Annotated in this window: 15 protein-coding genes and 1 riboswitch; of the genes, 4 read left to right on the forward strand and 11 right to left on the reverse strand. The window is 52.0% G+C overall.

What is annotated here, in order from left to right:
* Nucleotides 1-102: 102 nt before the first annotated feature.
* A complete protein-coding gene (nudC, locus tag GN242_RS19720) occupies nucleotides 103-876 on the reverse strand; it encodes an NAD(+) diphosphatase (RefSeq protein WP_154754584.1) in 774 nt (257 codons plus the stop codon).
* A 75-nt stretch (nucleotides 877-951) separates the two neighbouring features.
* Here nudC and rsd point away from each other — a divergent pair, with 75 nt between their 5' ends.
* From rsd to thiE, 3 genes are all read left to right on the forward strand, one after another.
* The gene (gene rsd, locus GN242_RS19725) at nucleotides 952-1,458 is read left to right on the forward strand and encodes a sigma D regulator (protein WP_154754585.1); all 507 of its coding nucleotides are present in this window, start codon (nucleotides 952-954) and stop codon (nucleotides 1,456-1,458) included.
* Nucleotides 1,459-1,562: 104 nt separating this feature from the next.
* Nucleotides 1,563-1,663, forward strand: a riboswitch (TPP riboswitch).
* A gap of 89 nt (nucleotides 1,664-1,752) precedes the next feature.
* Entirely contained in the window at nucleotides 1,753-3,702 is a 1,950-nt protein-coding gene (gene thiC, locus GN242_RS19730) for a phosphomethylpyrimidine synthase ThiC (RefSeq protein WP_154754586.1), read from the forward strand.
* Nucleotides 3,699-4,343, forward strand: coding sequence for a thiamine phosphate synthase (gene thiE / locus GN242_RS19735; protein ID WP_154754587.1), 645 nt, complete (start codon nucleotides 3,699-3,701; stop codon nucleotides 4,341-4,343). The genes thiC and thiE overlap by 4 nt, the downstream gene beginning before the upstream one ends.
* Before the next feature lie 126 nt (nucleotides 4,344-4,469).
* Here the strand turns inward: thiE and GN242_RS19740 are convergent, their stop codons facing one another.
* Nucleotides 4,470-5,951: an aminotransferase-like domain-containing protein gene (locus GN242_RS19740; protein WP_154754588.1), complete on the reverse strand. Its 1,482-nt coding sequence runs from the start codon at nucleotides 5,949-5,951 to the stop codon at nucleotides 4,470-4,472.
* 176 nt (nucleotides 5,952-6,127) lie between these two features.
* Here GN242_RS19740 and GN242_RS19745 point away from each other — a divergent pair, with 176 nt between their 5' ends.
* Nucleotides 6,128-6,316 (forward strand): DUF1127 domain-containing protein, encoded by a 189-nt coding sequence (locus GN242_RS19745; RefSeq protein WP_154754589.1) that lies wholly within the window; start codon nucleotides 6,128-6,130, stop codon nucleotides 6,314-6,316.
* A gap of 70 nt (nucleotides 6,317-6,386) precedes the next feature.
* Here GN242_RS19745 and uraH read toward each other — a convergent pair whose 3' ends face one another.
* From uraH to nusG, 9 genes are all read right to left on the reverse strand, one after another.
* Nucleotides 6,387-6,809: a hydroxyisourate hydrolase gene (gene uraH / locus GN242_RS19750; protein WP_156288082.1), complete on the reverse strand. Its 423-nt coding sequence runs from the start codon at nucleotides 6,807-6,809 to the stop codon at nucleotides 6,387-6,389.
* 112 nt (nucleotides 6,810-6,921) lie between these two features.
* Nucleotides 6,922-7,983 carry a DUF1176 domain-containing protein gene (locus GN242_RS19755; protein ID WP_154754591.1) on the reverse strand — a complete coding sequence of 354 codons (1,062 nt, stop codon included), beginning with the start codon at nucleotides 7,981-7,983 and terminating at the stop codon, nucleotides 6,922-6,924.
* A gap of 79 nt (nucleotides 7,984-8,062) precedes the next feature.
* A complete protein-coding gene (gene rpoC / locus GN242_RS19760) occupies nucleotides 8,063-12,286 on the reverse strand; it encodes a DNA-directed RNA polymerase subunit beta' (RefSeq protein ID WP_156288083.1) in 4,224 nt (1,407 codons plus the stop codon).
* An 82-nt stretch (nucleotides 12,287-12,368) separates the two neighbouring features.
* On the reverse strand, nucleotides 12,369-16,397 hold the full coding sequence (gene rpoB, locus GN242_RS19765) for a DNA-directed RNA polymerase subunit beta (RefSeq protein ID WP_154754592.1): 4,029 nt from the start codon (nucleotides 16,395-16,397) through the stop codon (nucleotides 12,369-12,371).
* A gap of 325 nt (nucleotides 16,398-16,722) precedes the next feature.
* The gene (gene rplL, locus GN242_RS19770; RefSeq protein ID WP_154754593.1) at nucleotides 16,723-17,088 is read right to left on the reverse strand and encodes a 50S ribosomal protein L7/L12; all 366 of its coding nucleotides are present in this window, start codon (nucleotides 17,086-17,088) and stop codon (nucleotides 16,723-16,725) included.
* Between the two features lie 67 nt (nucleotides 17,089-17,155).
* On the reverse strand, nucleotides 17,156-17,659 hold the full coding sequence (gene rplJ, locus GN242_RS19775; protein WP_133847001.1) for a 50S ribosomal protein L10: 504 nt from the start codon (nucleotides 17,657-17,659) through the stop codon (nucleotides 17,156-17,158).
* A 426-nt stretch (nucleotides 17,660-18,085) separates the two neighbouring features.
* Nucleotides 18,086-18,790 (reverse strand): 50S ribosomal protein L1, encoded by a 705-nt coding sequence (gene rplA, locus GN242_RS19780; protein WP_154754594.1) that lies wholly within the window; start codon nucleotides 18,788-18,790, stop codon nucleotides 18,086-18,088.
* 3 nt (nucleotides 18,791-18,793) lie between these two features.
* Entirely contained in the window at nucleotides 18,794-19,222 is a 429-nt protein-coding gene (gene rplK / locus GN242_RS19785) for a 50S ribosomal protein L11 (protein WP_154754595.1), read from the reverse strand.
* Between the two features lie 197 nt (nucleotides 19,223-19,419).
* Entirely contained in the window at nucleotides 19,420-19,965 is a 546-nt protein-coding gene (gene nusG, locus GN242_RS19790; RefSeq protein WP_062749168.1) for a transcription termination/antitermination protein NusG, read from the reverse strand.
* Nucleotide 19,966 lies beyond the last annotated feature (1 nt).

Consider the following 19,966-nt stretch of genomic DNA (forward strand, 5'->3'; position numbering starts at 1 on the left):
ATAGACTTTAGAGATAATGACGCAGCTCCTGATTCAGGTTAAATGAATCAGGAGAATATATCGTAAAATAATATTTTCAAGAGTTAGATAATAACATTCTCATTATTCTTCTTCCGCGCGACATAATGCGACAGTATCTTCGATTAGACGACGCGCTACCGTTCCTGGTGGAGGTAACTGCGGCAATGCATCATATCGATACCAGCCTGCTGACAGCAGCTCTTTGGGATCAATCTTGATGTCCCCTCCTGCGTAGTCAGCCATAAATGCCATCATCAGTGACTGAGGGAATGGCCAGGGCTGCGATGAGACATAACGCAGATTTTTTACGCTGATGCTGCTCTCCTCCATTACTTCACGCGCTACGGTCTGCTCCAGGGTCTCACCAACTTCAACAAATCCCGCCAGCACGGTAAATATGCCATTACGATGGCGCGTATGTTGCGCCAGCAGGATCTCATCGCCACGGCGGATCGCCACGATAATGCACGGGGCGATTTGCGGATAATAGCGTTGGCGGCAGTGCCCGCACAGGCAGGCCAGTTCTGTTTTGCTGTGATGCATTTCATGGCCACAGTAGCCGCACCAGCGATGTGAACGGTAAAATTCAGCCAGCTGAATACCGCGCCCGGCTAGCTGGAACAGGCCGGTCTCCTGATCGAGCAGCTGACGTAACGATCCCATTTCCTGCGGCTGCGCCCCGCAGATCAACCAGACCGTTTCGCCCTGCCACTCCCCAACAGGCCTCCCGGATCGCCCTGTCAGTCCAAGCGAACCCGCATTACCGTGCGGTAATTCACCTTTTGGTAACCAAATTTTGTGTTCCTGGCTGACAACCCACCAGCCAGCGTCTACGCTTAAAATTTCCTGTTCCATAATTTTGCTCATCATCCTCAGCTTAAAGACTGGATTGAGGTCAGACGTTAAAATATAACATTCACGGAGTTGAACATGCTTAACCAGTTGGAAGTCCTCACCGCGCGCGTCGGTGGATGCAGTGAGCTGGTAGACTTTTGTCTGCGCTTACGCAAGCAGTTGCTGGTTACCTATTACCAAATGGCTGGTATTAAGCCTAACAAGGAAACGCTGACTACGCTCGATGAAAACGCGCTGAATGCGTTCTGCCAAAATCTGGTGGATTATCTTTCAACCGGCCATTTCACCGTGTACGAGCGTTTTATCAAGGAGCTTGAAGGGACTGAGCAGCTGGCAAAAGCGTCGCTAATCTACCCCTCTTTAAAGGCCAATACCGATCAGATCATGCAGATTTATGATTCTCATCTGGAAACGGCCATCGAAGATGATAATTGTCTGGAATTACAGCAGGCACTGTCAATCGTCGGTGAAGCTCTGGAAGCGCGTTTTACCCTTGAGGATAAATTCATCAAGCTGGCCTTAGAAAAAAATGCTGACAATCAAGAGGCTGCCAACACTGCCTCCCTCGTTCGTCCTGCGTGATTCTCGGCATATTGTGAATTTCTTGTAGTTTGCGAGAAGCCTCTTTATGCTTAAGGGGTCAGGGCGAGGTATGCCTCGCCCCTGCGTTGACTGAAAAACCAGTCGCTATCTTGTCGGAGTGCCCCTAGGGGCTGAGACCGTTAATTCGGGATCCGCGGAACCTGATCAGGTTAGTACCTGCGAAGGGAACAAGAGTAAATCACCTGTGACGGTGTGAACCCATATTTTTCACGCCGCTCTTATTACTCCCGCCTCCAGACAAGCAAACTTCCATCTGATTATCAGGAACTTGCTATGTCTATCGTTGAAAAACCCTTTGTTGAGAAAAAAGCCACCCGCCGCGAGCAGCGCGCAGAAGCCCAGCAGTTTATCGACTCATTACAGGGCACCGCCTTTCCCAACTCAACGCGTATTTATCTGAGTGGTTCACAGCCTGATATCCGCGTGCCGATGCGCGAAATCCAGTTAAGCCCGACCACAACAGGCGGCAGCAAAGAAGAACCGATACTGGAGGCGAATGAACCGATACCTGTCTATGATACTTCCGGGGCGTACGGCGATCCGGCGGCAACGATTGATGTTTACGCGGGGCTGAAGAAGCTGCGTAGCCGCTGGATTATCAGACGTGAAGATACAGAACAGATCGCTGAACTCAGCTCCTCCTATACCCAGCAGCGCCTGGCAGATGAAGGGCTGGATCATCTGCGCTTTGATAATCTGCCACAACCGCGCCGGGCACTGGCTGGTCGCTGCGTCACCCAGATGCACTATGCACGGCTTGGGGTTATCACTCCGGAGATGGAATTTATCGCTCTGCGCGAAAACATGGGCCGCGAACGGATTCGTGGTGATGTACTGCGACAACAGCATCCGGGTAACAGCTTTGGCGCGAATCTGCCGGAGAATATTACCGCAGAGTTTGTTCGCCAGGAGGTGGCTGCAGGCCGCGCGATTATCCCTGCCAATATTAATCACCCGGAGTCCGAGCCAATGATTATCGGACGTAACTTCCTGGTGAAGATTAACGCCAATATCGGCAATTCAGCGGTCAGTTCTTCGATTGAGGAAGAGGTAGAAAAACTGGTGTGGTCCACGCGCTGGGGCGCAGATACGGTGATGGATCTCTCTACCGGGCGCTATATTCACGAAACCCGCGAGTGGATCCTGCGTAACAGTCCGGTACCTATTGGTACCGTACCTGTCTACCAGGCGCTGGAAAAAGTAAACGGGGTGGCTGAAGATCTCACCTGGGAGATTTTCCGCGATACGCTGCTGGAGCAGGCTGAACAGGGTGTTGATTACTTCACTATTCATGCCGGGGTGCTGCTGCGCTACGTGCCGATGACCGCCAAACGCCTGACCGGTATTGTGTCACGCGGCGGGTCAATTATGGCGAAATGGTGTCTGTCACATCATAAAGAGAGCTTCCTCTATCAGCACTTCCGCGATATCTGTGAAATCTGCGCTGCCTACGATGTTTCGCTGTCACTAGGCGATGGCCTGCGTCCGGGATCCATTCAGGATGCCAACGATGAGGCGCAGTTTGCAGAGCTACGTACGCTTGGTGAACTAACTAAAATCGCCTGGGAGTATGATGTCCAGGTCATGATTGAAGGCCCCGGTCATGTGCCGATGCAGATGATCCGCGTCAATATGACTGAACAGCTTGAGCACTGCCACGAAGCGCCTTTTTATACTCTCGGCCCGCTGACGACCGATATTGCACCAGGTTACGATCACTTCACCTCCGGCATTGGTGCCGCGATGATAGGCTGGTTTGGCTGCGCGATGTTGTGCTACGTCACCCCCAAAGAACATCTTGGCCTGCCGAACAAAGAAGACGTAAAGCAGGGGCTGATTACTTATAAGATCGCCGCCCATGCCGCTGACCTGGCTAAAGGTCATCCTGGAGCACAGATCCGCGACAATGCGATGTCGAAAGCACGTTTCGAATTCCGCTGGGAGGATCAGTTTAATCTCGCACTCGATCCGCATACCGCACGCGCTTATCACGATGAAACGCTGCCGCAGGAATCCGGTAAAGTGGCACACTTCTGCTCAATGTGTGGGCCAAAATTCTGCTCAATGAAGATTACCCAGGAAGTTCGTGAATACGCCGCCCGTCAGGAGGCTGAAGCACGGCCAGTCGAAGTGGGTATGGCACAGATGTCTGACGAGTTTCGTCTACGTGGCGGTGAACTGTATCATCGCGCTGACACCCTGAAATCAGAGGAAAATATATGAGTCGTGGAGCTTTCCCCACTACCGAGGCCAGACTGGGCCTGTACCCGGTGGTGGACACCGTAGAATGGATTGCGCGCCTGCTGAATGCTGGCGTACGTACACTTCAGTTACGCATTAAAGAGTCTGCGGAACATGAAGTTGAGCAGCAAATCGTTGAGGCAATTACTCTGGGCAAGCAGTATCAGGCACGGTTGTTTATTAACGATTACTGGCGCCTGGCGATAAAACATCAGGCTTACGGCGTTCACCTGGGCCAGGAAGATCTTGACGTTGCTGATTTGGATGCCATTCATGCCGCCGGGTTACGCCTCGGTCTTTCCACCCATGATGATGCCGAACTGGATCGTGCACTGGCCGAACAGCCTTCATATATTGCCCTGGGCCATGTATTTCCCACCCAGACGAAAGCGATGCCCTCCGATCCGCAGGGGCTGGAGGAGCTGGCTCGCCATATTCAGCGGCTGCAGGGAGTCTCAACCGTAGCCATTGGAGGGATTAGTCTGGAGCGTGTTCCGGCTGTGCTGGCAACCGGCGTAGGCAGCGTTGCCGTGGTGAGTGCCATCACGAAAGCCAGTGACTGGCGTGCAGCCACTCGACAGCTGCTGGATTTGGTGGAACCGCAGAGCGCACCGCACAATTAAATGCAAGATGATGCAACGCAGACAGACTGGGCTGAAGAAGCTACGCAGCCCTGTTTTTATTAACTTTTTTCTATTATCTGAGCCGCTATAGTGGCAATGCGGTGACAGCCTGACTGCCCGCCAGGGTCAGTTTTCTTCCCTCTCTCTGACCCTGCCCTCACCCTCTTCCTGATGCACAGCCGATACAGGAGCGCAGCAAATCATCGCCCGTTCGACTGCGGCACCCAGCACCTCCAGTGCACGCTCAGTTTTTTCAGTAAATGACTGCGCGTAGCTAAGGCGCAGGCAGTTACGGTATTTTCCTGATGCAGAGAACAGCGAACCGACGGCAATCTGGATATGAGAAGCGCGCAGCTCCTGATTCAGGCGTAATGCATCAAAGGGTTCCGGCAGTTCAACCCATATCACAAATCCTCCCTGAGGACGTGTCACGCAGATCCCGCACGGAAAATGATGCCGTACCTGCCGGGTAAACGTCTCAAGGTTACGCTGATAGTAACTGCGCATCCGTCGCAGGTGCGGCTGATAGTGACCCTGACGAATAAACGCAGCCACGGCCATCTGCGTTTGCGTCACGGTGGAACCAGTGCTGATGTACTTCATATGTAATACGCGATCAAAATAGCGCCCGGGCACTACCCAGCCCACTCGCAGACCGGGTGCCAGCGTTTTAGAAAATGAGCTGCATAGCAGCACGCGACCGTCGAGATCCATCGACTTAATGGTCACCGGGCGCGGATAGTCAAAAGCCAGTTCGCCATAGACATCATCTTCGATAATGGCCGCATCAAAACGCTGGGCCAGCGCCAGCAGGGCCTGTTTACGCTGCAACGGCATAACAAACCCCATCGGGTTATTACAGTTAGGCACCACCACCACGGCATTAATCGGCCACTGCTCAAATGCCAGTTCAAGAGCTTCCAGGCTGATGCCGGTAACGGAATCCGTAGGAATTTCGATGGCACGAATCCCAAAGCCGCGCAGGGTTTGCATGGTGCCGTGAAAGGCTGGTGACTCAACGGCGATAATATCGCCCGGCTGGCATATTGCTCTGATCGATACCGACAGTGCTTCATGGCAGCCCGTGGTGATCACTACCTCGTCGGCTGTCACCTGGCAGCCACTATCAATCATCAGACGAGCAATCTGCTCACGCAGTTCCGGTACACCATACAAATTGTCATAGCTGAATAGCCGCGGATCCTGTTGCTGACCAAGCCGGCTGATAATCTTCCACAGAGGCTTAAGCGTGACCGCATCGATGTTGGGCATTCCGCTGCCCAGTTGCAACATATCATCATCCAGGCGGGCGTTGAGCAGATCCATCACCGCATCCCACTGGGTGATTTCAACCGGACGCTGGACGGGACGTGTAAGCGGTGGTACCGGTGGCGCTGCCTTACGGGGAGTGACAAAGTAACCGGATCGCGGCTGCGGCGTTATCAGCTGCTTCTCCTCCAGCAGGTGATAAGCCTGCTGTACGGTGCTGATGCTGACACCGTGCTCACCGCTGAGTAAACGCACTGAGGGAAGCCGCTCACCGGGCTGGTATAACCCCTGTTCTATCCGTTGCGCCAGCAGTTCTGCCAGCCGTTGATAACGCGTCATCGTATCCTTCCCCTCGGAGTTGCGGGTGAAAAACCAGTACAGATCCCGGCGAAAACCGCCATTCAGTCACACTATCGCGCAATCTGTATGTCAATTAAAGTTGTTTTTTGCATCTGTATCATAACGGGCTTTACCGACAGAATAGTCGACATACACAAAGTGATGCGGAGGCAGTGATGGAATTTGAAGAGAACAGAGCAGCGAAACCTTTTAGCTGGACGCTGATTAAAACGATCTTTGTCATACCTTATCATCGCTGGCAGGCAAGACGTCTGCGCTCCTGCACTCGCAAGATCCTGTCGCGTCTGAGTGATGCACAGCTGAAAGATATCGGACTGACCTGTGAGGATGTCCGGCGCCTGTAGTGATGTGGCCTGGGTCGAAGGATGTACCCAAGGGCAACGTAGCCGTCCTGCTGCGTTGCCCGTTTTTTACTTAGTTACCACGGTAGGTTGAGTAGCCATACTGACTGAGCAGCAGCGGAATATGATAATGACCGCCGTTACTTTCCGTATGGAAAATTACCGGTATTTCCGGGAAAAAGGTCGGCTGATGCTGCTGCTGATAGTAATCCCCGGTTTTGAAGATCACTTTATAATTTCCCGTCTCCATGGTTTTCCCCGCAGGATACAGCGCAGGTATGCGTCCGTTTTTATCCGTGACGCCAGAAGCCAGCTTGATCCATCCCTGCGGCTTTTGCTGCTCAAGTTCGACCGTCACACCGGCAGTTGGTACCCCGGTCTGTAGGTTAAGAACATGCACGCTCAACGGATTTTTCATTCCCTCATCACTGGCAGCCAGTACTGGCAGAGAAGCACTCATCAGGCTGGTCACTACCAGAGCTTTAACGATTTTCATGCTGAATTCCTTACAGGTTATTTTCAGCATGAAGATAGCAGGCGCACTGACTGGCGGCGATTCTTGCAGGAAATATATGAAATTTCCCAGAAGCATTACTGGCCCGGATCGGTTATGGCGTTCCTGCTGTGGCCCAGACGGACGGCCAGTCTCCGGGTTCCCCTCCATCACAGCTCGGCTGGCTGTTGTAGGCCGCCAGATGGAATGTTTTGCCATCGTATTTCCAACTGCCATTATCACCACAATCAGCAATGCCGCGACCTCGCCCGGAATAGTAGAGTTCTGCGGTTTGCGGATCGTAGGTTGCTTCAGTAAACCAGCTCATAACCCGGGGCTTCCCCTGGTCATCATTATCAGGTAGTGCCAGGGTCAGCTGCTGTGTCTCCTCCGGCTGATCCCGTGAGCTGATAAATAAGATGCTGGAAGACTGATATGCTCCCAGGCCACAGTTGACGATGACCAGCGCCTGCCTGTCATTCAGCGGCAGCGCTTCGCTACGTTCACGTGCTGCCTGGTCAGGCTCACAGCTCTCATCCGACAGCAGCTTTTTGTTAACCGCTATCGCGGTATCAATTAGCACAGCTTCGTTCGTCACAGGTACAACCGCTGGCACCGGGAAGTTTAATACCGCCGGGACAGGCCGCGCTGGAACCATCGAAGGTTCGTTATTACCCACTTTCAGCAGTGCGGTCTGATTATTTAATCGGCCCTGACGCTCATCCACCAGCAGCAACGCCGCGTTCAGGCCACCTAATGAAGCGGCTTCAGACCCTGGAGTCAGGGCTACCGTCAATGCATTTTTACTGGCCTGTACCCACTGCTGAATATCAGCCAGTTTGTCGCTCCCGCCTGCGCTGTAGTCATCACTGGTTTTCGAGGGTGAAATCTCAATAGCGGAGTGCCAGGGTTTACCATCCAGCCAGATCCCTTCAGGTTTCCGATCGCCCCATTGCTGGAAGCTCAACGATGGCTGCGAGTCTGCCCCCGCCTTACGCTTCAGTATGATGCGTAATGTCTCATCGGTATTGCGAACCTCACAGTCATTGAGATTGTTACAGGTTACCTGCCAGTTTTTAAACACCTTTTGTACTGGTGCATTTACCCACTCCTCTGCCTGAGCGCCGCTGTTTAATCCCAGCAACACCAGCGCCAGCAATACCTTTTTATTCTGCATTTATTATCCCAGTGACTTTTCCGGCCAAAAAAAAACCTCGCCGAAGCGAGGTTTTCAATATGCCATAAGCGCTTAACGATTACTCGTTGTTGCCGCCAAGGTTGCCAGCATTCAGCAACTCAGCCAGGCTTGCAGAAGCTTCGTCCGCAGTAACCTGCGGTGCAACTGGCGTTTCGCCTGCTGCTTTACGACGCATACGATCCTGATGGTAGGCATAACCAGTACCGGCTGGGATCAGACGGCCAACGATTACGTTCTCTTTCAGGCCGCGCAGTTCGTCGCGTTTGCCCGCAACAGCTGCTTCGGTCAGTACGCGCGTTGTTTCCTGGAACGATGCCGCAGAGATAAACGACTCGGTTGCCAGGGAAGCTTTGGTGATACCCAGCAGGTCGCGTGCAAATGTTGCAGCGATTTTGCCGTTAGCTTCCAGTTCGCGGTTAGCGATCTTAACGCGTGAGAACTCAACCTGCTCACCGTCGAGGAAGTCAGTGCTTCCCGCGCTGGCGATGGTAGCTTTACGCAGCATCTGACGAACGATGACTTCGATGTGCTTATCGTTAATCTTAACGCCTTGCAGACGGTAAACTTCCTGCACTTCGTTAGTGATATAACGGGTCACCGCATGCACGCCACGCAGACGCAGAATGTCATGTGGAGACTCTGGGCCATCGGAAACCACGTCACCGCGCTCCACGCGTTCACCTTCGAACACGTTCAGCTGACGCCATTTCGGAATCATCTCTTCGTAATGATCGCTACCGTCGATTGGCGTGATCACCAGACGACGTTTCCCTTTGGTTTCTTTACCGAAGGAAATGATGCCGCTGATCTCAGCCAGGATTGCCGGCTCTTTCGGACGACGGGCTTCGAACAGGTCAGCAACGCGTGGCAGACCACCGGTAATATCCTTGGTACCGCCTGATTCCTGAGGAACACGCGCCAGGGTATCACCAGAACTGATCTTGATGCCATCTTCCAGCTGGACGATTGCTTTACCCGGTAAGAAGTACTGGGCAGGCATATCAGAGCCAGGGATCATCACATCATTGCCGTTAGCATCAACGATTTTCAGCGCTGGGCGCAGATCTTTACCACCGGCAGTACGTTCTGCACTGTCCAGAATGACCAGAGAAGAAAGACCGGTAAGGTCATCTGTCTGGCGGGTAATGGTCTGACCGTCAATCATGTCAGTGAAGCGAATGAAACCGCTCACTTCGGTGATTACCGGCATGGTGTGTGGATCCCAGTTTGCTACGGTCTCGCCCGCTGCAACCTGCTCACCGTCACCTTTCGCCATGGTTGAACCGTAAGGAACTTTATAGCTCTCTTTGGTACGACCAAATTCGTCGATCATTTTCAGTTCAACGTTACGAGAAGTGATCACCAGTTTGCCAGCGGAGTTTGTTACCGACTTGGCGTTGATCAGTTTCAACGTACCTTTGTTCTTGACCTGAATGCTCGATTCAGCAGCCGCACGAGATGCCGCACCACCGATGTGGAACGTACGCATCGTCAGCTGTGTACCTGGCTCACCGATGGACTGTGCTGCGATAACGCCGATAGCCTCACCTTTGTTGATGATGTGACCACGTGCCAGGTCGCGACCGTAGCAGTGTGCACACACACCGAAGTCAGTTTCGCAGCTTACTACGGAACGAACTTTCAGGCTGTCAACAGAGTGTTCTTCCAACAGGTCACACTGCTGTTCGTGCAGCAGGGTGTTACGTGGCAGAAGGATATCAGCAGTACCCGGCTTGATAACGTCTTCTGCGGTCACACGACCCAGTACACGCTCACGCAGCGGCTCTTTCACGTCGCCACCTTCGATGACCGGAGTCATCATGATGCCTTCGTGCGTACCACAGTCATCTTCAGTCACCACCAGATCCTGCGCGACGTCAACCAGACGACGAGTCAGATAACCGGAGTTAGCTGTTTTCAGTGCGGTATCCGCAAGACCTTTACGCGCACCGTGCGTGGAGATGAAGTACTGGAGTACGTTCAGACCTTCACGGAAGTTTGCGGTAATTGGCGTCTCGATGATGGAGCCATCTGGCTTAGCCATCAGACCACGCATACCTGCCAGCTGACGAATCTGCGCCGCAGAACCACGAGCACCGGAGTCGGCCATCATAAAGATGCTGTTGAAGGAAACCTGACGCTCTTCCACACCATCGCGGTTGATCACGAGTTCGGTAGAGAGGTTTTCCATCATCGCTTTAGCAACGCGTTCGTTGGCCGCAGCCCAGATATCGATCACTTTGTTATAGCGTTCGCCAGCGGTAACCAGACCTGACTGGAACTGCTGCTGAATTTCAGCAACTTCGGCTTCCGCTTCAGAGATGATTTCAACTTTCTTCTCTGGAATAACCATGTCGTCGATACCAACAGACGCACCAGAGCGTGCCGCATAGGCAAAGCCGGTGTACATAGTCTGGTCAGCAAAGATAACGGTCGGCTTCAGGCCCAGGATGCGGTAACAGGTGTTCAGCATCTTGGAGATAGCTTTTTTGCCCAGCGCCTGGTTAACGATAGAGAAAGGCAGACCTTTTGGTACGATCATCCACAGGATGGCACGACCAACAGTGGTATCAATGATGCTGGTTTTAGAAACCCACTCATCCTGCTCGTTTTTCTCGTGTTCAGTGATACGCACTTTTACGCGAGCGTGCAGAGATGCGAGGCCGGCGCGATAAACGCGTTCAGCTTCTTTCGGGCCAGTCAGCACCATGCCTTCGCCTTTGGCGTTAACACAGTCACGGGTCATGTAATACAGACCCAGTACAACGTCCTGAGAAGGAACAATGATAGGCTCACCGTTCGCAGGAGACAGGATGTTGTTGGTAGACATCATCAGCGCACGCGCTTCCAGCTGGGCTTCCAGCGTCAGCGGTACGTGAACTGCCATCTGGTCACCATCGAAGTCGGCGTTGTATGCCGCACAGACCAGCGGGTGAAGCTGAATCGCTTTACCTTCGATCAGTACTGGCTCAAACGCCTGAATGCCCAGACGGTGCAGTGTTGGAGCACGGTTCAGCAGAACCGGGTGTTCGCGGATCACTTCATCCAAGATATCCCAGACGACAGCTTCTTCACGCTCAACCATTTTCTTAGCGGCTTTAATGGTGGTTGCAAGACCACGCAGTTCCAGCTTGCCGTAGATAAACGGTTTGAACAGCTCCAGTGCCATTTTCTTCGGCAGACCACACTGATGCAGGCGCAGGTATGGGCCTACGGTGATAACCGAACGACCAGAGTAGTCGACACGTTTACCCAGCAAGTTCTGACGGAAACGACCCTGTTTACCTTTGATCATATCGGCCAAAGATTTCAGAGGACGCTTGTTAGAACCGGTGATCGCACGACCGCGACGGCCGTTATCTAACAGCGCATCGACCGCTTCCTGCAACATACGTTTTTCGTTACGTACGATGATATCTGGCGCAGCCAGATCCAGCAGGCGTTTCAGACGGTTGTTACGGTTGATTACGCGACGATACAGATCGTTCAGATCCGAGGTAGCGAAACGACCGCCGTCCAGCGGTACCAGAGGACGCAAATCCGGTGGCAGTACAGGCAGCACGGTCAGGATCATCCACTCTGGTTTATTACCAGACTGTACGAACGCTTCCAGCAGCTTGATACGCTTGGTCAGTTTTTTACGCTTGGTTTCGGAGTTAGTTTCGTTCAGCTCTTCACGCAGCTGCTCGCACTCTTGCTCCAGATCCATGTTTTTCAACAGAGCCTGGATCGCTTCCGCACCCATTTTAGCGTCGAATTCGTCACCAAACTCTTCCAGCGCGTCAAGATACTGCTCTTCAGTCAGGATCTGGCGCTTTTCGAGGTTGGTCATACCGCCTTCAACCACAACATAAGATTCGAAGTAAAGAACACGTTCGATATCACGCAGTGGCATATCCAGCAGCAAACCGATGCGCGAAGGCAACGATTTCAGGAACCAGATGTGCGCAGTTGGAGAAGCCAGCTCAATGTGGCCCATGCGCTCACGGCGAACTTTGGTCTGTGTAACTTCAACGCCACACTTCTCGCAGATCACGCCACGATGTTTCAAGCGCTTGTACTTACCGCACAGGCACTCGTAGTCTTTTACTGGCCCGAAAATACGCGCACAGAAAAGCCCGTCACGTTCAGGTTTGAACGTACGGTAGTTAATGGTTTCCGGCTTTTTAACTTCACCAAAAGACCATGAACGGATCATATCTGGCGATGCCAGAGCGATCTTGATCGCATCAAACTCTTCTGTCTTAGTTTGCGCTTTCAGAAACTTAAGTAAGTCTTTCACGGATTAGCTCCCGTCGGAGTGAGACTTCTCAGGGACGCCCGGAGTGACCCGGGCGCCCTGTAACCAGTACAAATACGAGTGCTTACTCGTCTTCCAGCTCGATGTTGATACCCAGCGAGCGGATCTCTTTCAACAGTACGTTGAAGGATTCCGGCATGCCCGGTTCCATCTGATGGTTGCCGTCAACGATGTTTTTATACATCTTGGTACGGCCGTTAACGTCATCAGACTTCACGGTCAGCATTTCCTGCAGGGTATACGCGGCACCGTATGCTTCCAGTGCCCACACTTCCATCTCACCGAAGCGCTGACCACCGAACTGTGCCTTACCACCCAGCGGCTGCTGAGTAACGAGGCTATAAGAACCGGTGGAACGCGCATGCATTTTGTCATCAACCAGGTGGTTCAGCTTCAGCATGTACATGTAGCCAACGGTAACCTGACGTTCGAACTGTTCACCGGTACGACCATCAAACAGCGTAATCTGACCAGAAGAAGGCAACCCGCCAAGCTGTAACAGCTCTTTGATTTCGCTCTCTTTCGCGCCGTCAAACACTGGTGTTGCGATTGGCATACCTTTTTTCAGGTTCTCTGCCAGACGCAGCACTTCGTCGTCGGTGAAGGTGTTCAGGTCAACTTTCTGGCGTACATCATTGCCCAGATCGTAAGCACGCTGAATAAATTCACGCAGTTTGGACACATCTTCCTGCTTTTTAAGCATAGCGTTGATTTTCTCGCCAATGCCCTTCGCAGCCATACCCAGGTGGGTTTCAAGAATCTGTCCAATGTTCATACGTGATGGAACGCCCAGCGGGTTCAATACGATGTCAACCGGCGTACCGAATTCATCGTATGGCATATCTTCGATCGGGTTGATCTTGGAGATAACACCTTTGTTCCCGTGACGACCTGCCATTTTATCACCAGGCTGAATCTGACGTTTAACGGCCAGATACACTTTAACGATTTTCAGCACGCCTGGTGCCAGGTCATCGCCCTGAGTGATTTTACGGCGCTTGGCTTCAAGTTTTTTCTCAAACTCGTGCTTCAGCTCGTCGTACTGCTCGGCCAACTGTTCCAGCTGGTTTTGTTTTTCTTCGTCGGTCAGGCCCAGTTCCAGCCAGCGCTCGCGTGGCAGCTTGTCCAGTTTGTCCGCTTCAACACCGCCAGCAACCAGCAGGTATTTAATACGGCTGAACAGGCCAGCTTCGAGAATTTGCAGTTCTTCAGACAGGTCTTTCTTCGCCTGCTTCAGCTGCATCTCTTCGATTTCCAGCGCACGTTTGTCTTTTTCCACGCCATCGCGGGTGAAGACCTGAACGTCAATAACAGTACCAGACACGCCGTTCGGTACGCGCAGAGAAGAGTCTTTAACATCAGACGCTTTCTCACCGAAGATCGCACGCAGCAGTTTCTCTTCTGGCGTCAGCTGGGTTTCACCTTTCGGCGTTACCTTACCAACCAGAATGTCGCCACCGGTCACTTCCGCACCGATATACACGATACCGGATTCATCCAGTTTGGAGAGCGCAGCTTCACCCACGTTAGGGATGTCGGCGGTGATCTCTTCTGGCCCCAGCTTGGTGTCACGTGACACACATGCCAGTTCCTGGATGTGGATAGTAGTGAAGCGGTCTTCCTGTACTACGCGCTCGGAGACTAAGATGGAGTCTTCGAAGTTGTAGCCGTTCCACGGCATGAACGCGACGCGCATGTTCTGACCCAGTGCCAGTTCGCCGAGGTCGGTTGAAGGACCATCAGCCAGCACATCACCACGCTCAATTGGTTCACCCAGATTCACACATGGCATCTGGTTGATGCAGGTGTTCTGGTTAGAACGGGTGTATTTGGTCAGGTTGTAAATATCGATACCGGCTTCGCCAGAATGCATTTCGTCTTCGTTAACTTTAATAACGATACGTGATGCATCCACGTACTGAACCGTACCACCACGTTTCGCTACGGCAGTAACACCGGAGTCAACCGCTACCGCGCGTTCCATACCAGTACCAACCAGCGGCTTATCAGCGCGCAGAGTTGGAACCGCCTGACGTTGCATGTTTGCACCCATCAATGCGCGGTTGGCGTCATCGTGCTCCAGGAACGGGATCAGTGACGCACCGACAGAAACCACCTGCTGGGTGGAAACGTCCATGTAGTCAACCTGTTCACGGTTGAAGAGGCTCGATTCGCCTTTGCTACGGCAGGTCACCAGATCGTCTACGAAGTGACCTTCATCGTCGAGGTTGGTGTTCGCCTGAGCGATAACGTAGTTACCCTCTTCAATAGCAGAGAGGTAATGAATTTCGTCGGTCACCACGCCTTCGCGAACGCGACGGTATGGGGTTTCCAGGAAACCATACTCATTGGTCTGTGCATAAACAGACAAGGAGTTGATCAGACCGATGTTTGGACCTTCCGGCGTTTCGATTGGACATACGCGACCGTAGTGAGTCGGGTGTACGTCTCGAACTTCAAAGCCTGCACGCTCACGCGTCAGACCGCCCGGGCCCAGTGCAGAGATACGACGCTTATGCGTGATCTCAGACAACGGGTTGTTCTGATCCATAAACTGTGACAGCTGGCTTGAGCCGAAGAACTCTTTCACTGCCGCAGAAATTGGCTTGGCGTTGATCATGTCCTGTGGCATCAGGGTATCCAGATCGCCCAGGGACAGACGCTCTTTCACCGCACGCTCTACGCGCACAAGGCCAACACGGAACTGGTTTTCAGCCATTTCGCCAACGGAACGAATACGACGGTTGCCGAGGTGGTCGATATCATCCACTTCGCCAATACCGTTACGGATACCGATGAGCTTCTTCATCACCTGAATGATGTCGTCTTTGCTCAGGATACCGGAACCTTCGATCTCGTCACGCAGCAGAGAACGGTTGAACTTCATACGACCAACAGCAGACAGGTCGTAACGATCTTCAGAGAAGAACAGGTTCTCAAACAGATTTTCAGCCGCTTCACGCGTTGGTGGTTCACCAGGACGCATCATGCGATAGATCTCAACCAGTGCGCTCAGGCGATCGCTGGTTGGGTCGACACGTACAGTCTCAGACATGTACGGACCGTGATCCAAATCGTTGGTGAACAGTGTTTCAATGCGCTTGTGACCGGATTGGCTCAATTTAGCCAACAGATCCAGTGACAGCTCCATGTTCGCAGCGATCAGCAGTTCACCAGTGCTCTCATCGACGTAGTCTTTAGCGACAACTTTACCGGCAATGTACTCGACCGGAACTTCGATGTGGGCAATGGCATCTTTCTCAAGCTGACGAATATGGCGCGCAGTAATACGGCGACCTTTTTCGACGTAAACAGTGCCGTTCGATTCGATATCGAATGACGCGGTTTCACCACGCAGGCGCTCTGGAACCAGCTCCATTTGCAGCTTGTTATCGCGAATTTCGTAAACCACTTTTTCGAAGAACAGGTCAAGAATCTGCTCAGTGGTGTAATTCAGCGCGCGCAGAATGATGGTCGCAGGCAGTTTACGGCGACGGTCAATACGGACGAACAGGTTGTCTTTCGGGTCGAACTCAAAGTCCAACCATGAACCACGGTAAGGGATGATACGTGCGTTATACAGCACTTTACCGGACGAGTGGGTTTTACCCTTATCGCTGTCGAAGAAGACACCAGGACTACGGTGGAGCTGAGAAACGATAACGCGTTCAGTACCATTGATGACAAAGGTACCGTTATCGGTCATGAGCGGAATTTCGCCCATGTAAACTTCTTGTTCTTTGATGTCTTTAACAGTGCCTTCCGGCGCTTCGCGCTCGTAGATCACCAGGCGCAGTTTTACGCGCAGAGGGGCAGAGTACGTGACGCCACGAATCTGACACTCTTTCACATCAAATACAGGTTCGCCTAAACGGTAGCTGACGTATTGCAGCTCAGAGTTACCGCTATAGCTTTGGATTGGGAATACGGAACGGAATGCTGCTTCCAGACCATATTGACCTTCCGGATCTTGCTCGATGAACTTCTGAAACGAGTCAAGCTGGATAGAAAGGAGATATGGAATGTCCAGAACTTGTGGACGCTTTCCAAAATCCTTACGAATACGTTTTTTCTCGGTATAGGAGTAAACCATAGGGTTCCTCAGCTCGCTGAAATGTAGAACCTCGCTGTCCATCCAGGAGGACAGTTCATGCAACGCTGTTTTGTGTTGTTCGAAAAACAGAGTGCTTTTCGTAATACCTCTTTCTATCACGCTTAAATCATTTCGTTGCCGGTGTCTGAGCAGGGAACCCAGTCAGGAAGGCAGTATATTAAGTCGTCGATAGAGAAAGATATTAAGCTAATCAATGACTAAACAGTGTGAAATATCATTGACGCTGTAGAGCGCAAAAAGGCTGGTGACCAAATAGTCACCAGCCATCAGCCTAAAAGACTAGGCTGCAACCTGAAAGGTTGGCTTATTTAACTTCAACTTCTGCGCCAGCTTCTTCCAGTGCTTTCTTCAGTGCTTCTGCGTCGTCTTTGCTGATGCCTTCTTTCAGGGCAGCAGGTGCAGATTCAACCAGATCTTTAGCTTCTTTCAGGCCCAGACCAGTTGCGCCACGTACTGCTTTGATCACGGCAACTTTGTTAGCGCCGATAGCTTTCAGTACAACGTCGAACTCGGTTTTTTCTTCTGCAGCTTCAGCGGCAGCAGCAGGACCTGCAACAGCAGCAGCAGCTGACACGCCGAATTTCTCTTCCATAGCGGAGATCAGTTCAACGATTTCCATTACAGACAGAGCTGCAACGCCTTCAATGATTTGGTCTTTAGTGATTGACATTTCGTGTTCCTAAATTCAGAAAGTAATTTTATACGTAAGCAAGTGACGGAAAAGAAAGGCTGGCTGATTAAGCAGCAGCAGCTTCTTTCTGATCGCGTACAGCAGCCAGAGTGCGAACCAATTTGCCAGCAGAGGCTTCTTTCATGGTTGCCATCAGGCGTGCGATTGCTTCATCGTAGGTAGGCAGAGTTGCCAGGCGGTCGATCTGAGCCGCACTGATCAGCTCGCCTTCAAAGGCTGCAGCTTTAACCTCGAATTTTGCATTCGCTTTCGCGAACTCTTTGAACAGACGAGCAGCAGCGCCCGGGTGTTCCATAGAGTATGCAATCAAGGTAGGACCGGTAAACGTGTCTTTCAGGCACTCAAACTGAGTACCTTCAACGACGCGGCGCAGCAAGGTGTTACGAACAACACGCATGTATACGCCAGCTGCACGTCCTGCTTTACGCAGTTCGGTCATTTTATCTACGGTAACGCCACGAGAATCCGCAACTACCGCAGACAGCGCGCCTTTGGCTACTTCGCTGACTTCAGCAACAATCGCTTGTTTGTCTTGAAGATTTAAGGCCATTAGCTTGTGCTCCTGGATTTTTGGCCGGGGATGGATTTCCCCGGAACTCACTTCACCTGAACAGTGTTACCACTGACAGGCGCTAAACCACGGTGAGCAGAATCCAGCAAAGACTATAAAAATATTCTTTTGGTTCTGTCACCGTCTACGCAGGAGATTAAGTTTCTTACGAAACACCTGCGGTCTTGGACGGAGGCCAGGATAGGCCTGGCTCCAACCTAAAAATTCTTTCTAATACTTCGTCCTTCAAGCTACGGCTGCGTTAGCTTCTTTCGCTCACCCCAGTCACGTAGTGGACTACACTCTTGGGGATTCACTCAATTGCCGCCTTGCTGCAACCCGAATGACTCGATTAGTGGTTCTGTATATTTACAGAACAACGGGCGTAAGATTCTAGATGAAAATTTCGCCCGCGTAAAGCACAGATTAAGCAGCAGAAGCGTTCAGGCCAGCCTGATCAACTGCAACGCCTGCGCCCATAGTGGTGGACAGGCTAACTTTCTTGATGAAAACACCTTTTGCCTGAGATGGTTTAGCTTTTTTCAGCGCAACCAGCAGGGATTCCAGGTTTTCTTTCAGCTTATCTGCATCGAAATCAACCTTACCGATAGTGGTATGGATGATACCGTTTTTGTCGTTACGGTAACGAACCTGACCAGCTTTAGCGTTTTTCACTGCTTCAGCAACGTTAGGAGTTACAGTACCAACTTTAGGGTTTGGCATCAGACCGCGTGGGCCCAGAACCTGACCCAGCTGGCCAACAACGCGCATTGCATCTGGAGATGCGATAACTACGTCGAAGTTCATTTCGCCTTTTTTGATCTGGTCAGCCAGATCTTCCATACCTACCAGTTCAGCGCCGGCTGCTTTAGCAGCTTCAGCGTTTGCGCCCTGGGCAAATACGGCAACGCGAACGGAACGGCCAGTACCGTGTGGCAGTACAGTTGCACCGCGAACGTTCTGGTCAGATTTACGAGCATCAATGCCCAGGTTTACAGCTACGTCTACGCTTTCTACGAACTTAGCAGTAGCCAGTTCCTTCAGCAGAGCAACAGCTTCGTTGATGTCATACTGTTTAGTTGCATCAACTTTGTCACGGATCACGCGCATGCGCTTGGTCAGCTTAGCCATTTCTTAGTCCTCCACTACCAGGCCCATGGAACGAGCAGTACCTTCGATGGAGCGAATCATCGCTTCCACGTCAGAACCAGTCATGTCCGCAGCTTTGGTTTCTGCGATTTCACGTACCTGAGCACGCGATACTTTACCTACTTTGTCTTTGTTCGGCTTGCCGGAACCAGACTTAACACCAGCCGCTTTCTTCAGCAGTACTGCTGCAGGAGGGGTTTTGGTGATGAAGGTGAAAGAACGGTCAGAGTAAACGGTGATCACAACTGGCGTTGGAAGACCTTTCTCCAGGGATTCTGTTTTGGCGTTAAACGCTTTACAGAATTCCATGATGTTAACGCCCTGCTGGCCCAGTGCCGGACCAACCGGTGGACTTGGGTTTGCCATACCAGCTGCAACCTGCAACTTAACGTAGGCTTGTACTTTCTTAGCCATGATAATTCCTCTATTGGGTGATAGCGCTCCTGGAGGAGCTCCCCGTGATTAATATTTACACGCTGCTTACAGCGCATAAAAACAAAAGGCGCGAAATTGTAGTTCAATTTCGCGCCTCTCGCAACCACTAGATCATAGTGATTGTGTATTTCTTACTCATCCCGGCGACAATGTCGGGAAGGCCTGGAGACGGGTAATTAACCCTTCTCTACCTGACCGAAGTCCAGCTCAACCGGTGTTGCACGGCCAAAGATGGATACAGATACTTTCAGGCGGCTTTTCTCGTAGTCAACTTCTTCCACCACACCGTTAAAGTCGGCAAATGGACCATCGCTTACGCGCACCATCTCACCTGGCTCAAACATAGTTTTCGGACGTGGCTTATCACCAGCCTGCTGAAGGCGGTTCATAATGGCGTCAACTTCTTTGTCGCTGATAGGTGCAGGGCGGTCAGAAGTACCGCCGATGAAGCCCATAACACGCGGCACGCTACGCACCAGGTGCCAGCTGGCATCATTCATGACCATCTGTACCAGCACGTAGCCTGGGAAGAACTTGCGCTCGCTTTTACGGCGCTGACCACCACGGATCTCAACCACTTCTTCGGTTGGAACCATGACATCGCCAAACAGCTCTTCCATGTTATGTAACTTGATATGCTCGCGCAGCGATTGTGCTACGCGGCCTTCAAAACCGGAAAACGCCTGAACGACGTACCAGCGCTTTTTTGGAGCTTCAGACATC

It is taken from the genome of Erwinia sorbitola, from assembly GCF_009738185.1.
GTDB classification, from domain to species: Bacteria; Pseudomonadota; Gammaproteobacteria; order Enterobacterales; family Enterobacteriaceae; genus Erwinia; species Erwinia sorbitola.